Source organism: Magnetospirillum molischianum DSM 120 (genome assembly GCF_000294655.1).
GTDB lineage: Bacteria > Pseudomonadota > Alphaproteobacteria > Rhodospirillales > Magnetospirillaceae > Phaeospirillum > Phaeospirillum molischianum.
This window is the reverse complement of sequence record NZ_CAHP01000049.1, coordinates 1-2880: the sequence shown is the minus strand read 5'-3', so window position 1 is coordinate 2880 and position 2880 is coordinate 1. Positions and strand designations below refer to the sequence as shown.

At 62.8% G+C, this 2880-nt stretch carries 1 protein-coding gene and 2 pseudogenes; 2 read left to right on the top strand and 1 reads right to left on the bottom strand.

The window, feature by feature from the left end:
• Nucleotides 1-337, bottom strand: a pseudogene (locus PHAMO_RS16265) (hypothetical protein); the annotation flags it as partial.
• A 126-nt stretch (nucleotides 338-463) separates the two neighbouring features.
• Here PHAMO_RS16265 and PHAMO_RS16255 point away from each other — a divergent pair.
• Both PHAMO_RS16255 and PHAMO_RS16250 read left to right on the top strand, forming a co-directional pair.
• Nucleotides 464-1551 (top strand): IS3 family transposase gene (locus PHAMO_RS16255; protein WP_155801774.1). Its coding sequence is split into 2 segments (ribosomal slippage): nucleotides 464-725 and nucleotides 725-1551, totalling 1089 coding nucleotides; the frame shifts between segments, so codons are not numbered across the junction.
• A 42-nt stretch (nucleotides 1552-1593) separates the two neighbouring features.
• Nucleotides 1594-2843 (top strand): annotated as a pseudogene (locus PHAMO_RS16250) (IS5 family transposase); the annotation flags it as partial.
• Between the last annotated feature and the right edge of the window lie 37 nt (nucleotides 2844-2880).

Here is a 2880-nt window from a genome sequence, read left to right as displayed (position 1 = left end):
GGCCCAGCGCGGAAATCATCTCCTGGGCAGCAGGGATTTCGTTGGTCTTTTCGGCGATGGCGAGATGACCGAGGATAATCCGCTGGTCGACGGCAAAGGCGCTCAGGACGTGCGCCGCCTTGCGGTCGTTGAAGGCGTCGGAGCTGCCGCGCAGGGTCTTGCCGTCGATGGCAACCGCCGACGGCGTGGTGCCTGTCTTGCCTTCTGGCTCCGCCAGACCGGCGGCATGTTGGCGGAATACCCGCTCCATCTCGTCGGCATCAAGACCTTGCAAAATGAACCTTACCGACGAATAGGCCGGCGCCCGGCGCAGGGACAGGCCGAAGCTTGCGTTCAACCGGGACAGGTGAGCCTGAATGAAGGCTGGACCGGCCGATATGACCGGGCTCCCGGGGTAATCCCCCCTGGAAATAAGGGGATGCGGACGTAGAATTTTCTCGGTTTTGCGAACGAGGAGATTCGGATGAAGAAGAGTCGGTTCACGGACGCCCAGATCATGGGGATCCTGCGTCAGGCGGAGGAGGGTATCCCGGTCCTGACGCTGTGCCGCGAGCACCAGATGAGCAGCGCGACGTTCTACAAATGGCGGGCGAAATACGGCGGCATGGACGCCTCGATGATCTCGGAGATGAAGGGGCTGGAGGACGAGAACCGGCGGCTGAAGAAGATGTTCGCCGAGCTCAGCATGCAAAACGAATTGCTGAAGGAGGCTCTCGGAAAAAAATAACCCGGCCATCCCAGCGCCGGGAGATGGCCGAGACAGCTGTGGCGCGACGAGGGATCAGTATTGCGTTGGCGTGCCGGACGTTTGGGCTCAGCGAGACGTGCTATCGCTATAGCCCGAGGCTCTCCGACGAGAACGAGCAGATCGCCGACCTTTTGATCGGGCTGACCCAGGCCAGAAAGACCTGGGGGTTCGGCCTCTGCTTCCTGTATCTGCGCAATATCCAGGGGCATGACTGGAACCACAAACGGGTCTATCGGATTTATCGCGCGTTGGAACTGAACCTGCGCATCAAGCCCCGGAAGCGGCTCAAACGCGACAAGCCCGACGAACTGGTGGTACCAGACGCCCCCAACCAGGTCTGGTCGATGGATTTCATGGCGGATCGTCTGGAGGATGGCAGGGCTTTCCGGCTTCTCAACGTGCTGGATGATTTCAATCGGGAGGGGCTCGGCATTGAAGTCGATTTTTCGCTGCCCGCAGAACGGGTTGTCCGGATGCTGAACCAAATTATCGAATGGCGCGGCAAGCCAGCGACAATTCGGGTCGACAACGGTCCCGAATATATCAGCGGCACGCTGATGAAATGGGCCGAGACGCGCGGCATCGGCCTCCAACACATCCAGCCCGGCAAGCCGCAGCAGAACGCCTATGTCGAGCGTTACAACCGGACGGTCCGGCATGAATGGCTGGGCCAGTTCCTCTTCGAAACCATCGCGGAGGTGCAGGATCAAGCGACAGAATGGCTCTGGACCTACAACAACGACCGCCCCAATATGGGCATCGGCGGCATCACACCCGCCCAGAAACTGAAATTGGCCGCCTGAGTTCTATGTCCAACCCCCGCTAAAAATGGGGGGATTACCNTCCGGCTGGCGAGTTTGGTCGCCTGGGGCTTTTTCGACGAGCGGTTCGCGCCGCTTTACGCGGAAACGGGGCGCCCGGGCGTTCCGACCCGGCTGATTGTGGGATTGCACCTGCTCAAGCACATGTACGGCCTCTCTGACGAGGCGGTGTGCGATCGCTGGGTCTGCGATCCGTATTTCCAGTATTTCTGCGGCGAAACCTTCTTCCAGCACGCCCCTGCCGGTGGGACCGCTCCTCGATGACCCGCTGGCGTCAGCGCATCGGTGCCGATGACCTGTCGGCCCTGGTGCAGGAGAGCCTGGCCGCCGCCCACCGGGCCGGCGCTCTTCAGGCCGAAGACATGGAGCGGGTGACGGTCGATACCACCGTTCAGCCCAAGGCGGTGACCTTCCCGACCGACGCCAAGCTGATGCAGCGGGCCCGGGAAAAGTTGGTGGCGCTGGCCCAAGAGTGGGGCATCGGCCTTCGCCAGAGCTACGCCCGCGTCGGCAAGCGGGCGGCGATGAAGCAGGGCCGCTACGCCCACGCCAAGCAGTTCAACCGGGCGCGCCGCGAATTGCGGCGGCTGAAGACCTATCTGGGGCGGGTGATCCGCGACATCCGCCGCAAGATCGCCGGCAACGAGGCCCTGACCGACGCCTTCAAGCGCCCCCTGTGGCTGGCCGAACGGGTGATGACCCAACAACGCCGCGATCCCTTGCCGAAGGTCTATTCCCTCCACGCCCCCGAGGTCGAATGCATCGGCAAGGGCAAGGCCGCCAAGCCCTACGAATTCGGCTGCAAGGTCACCGTCACCACCACCAACCGCCCGGCCGCCGGAGGTCACTTCGTCCTGCATATCGACGCTCGCCACGGCAACCCCTATGACGGCCATACCCTCAAGGCTGCCGTCGAGGCCACCGAAGCCTGGACCGGCGTCACCGCCCGCCGCATCTATGTCGACAAGGGCTATCGCGGCCACGGCCTCGATCGCTTCAAGGTCTGGATCTCCGGCAACAAGGCCCCGACCAACGCCATTCGCCGCGAACTGCGCCGCCGCAGCGCCATCGAACCCGTCATCGGCCACATGAAAAACGACGGCCTTCTCGGGCGGAACTTCCTCAAGGGAAAGAGCGGCGACCGCATCAACGCCATCCTCTGCGGCGCCGGACACAACTTCCGCCTCCTGCTCCGCTGGCTGAGGCTTTTGTTGTCCATGATCCGGGCCGTCCTCAGGGCCGAAAGGCACAACCTGAACGCTCAGCTCGTCTGATCCCGGAGGGCTGAACCGAATTTTTCACGGACGACTA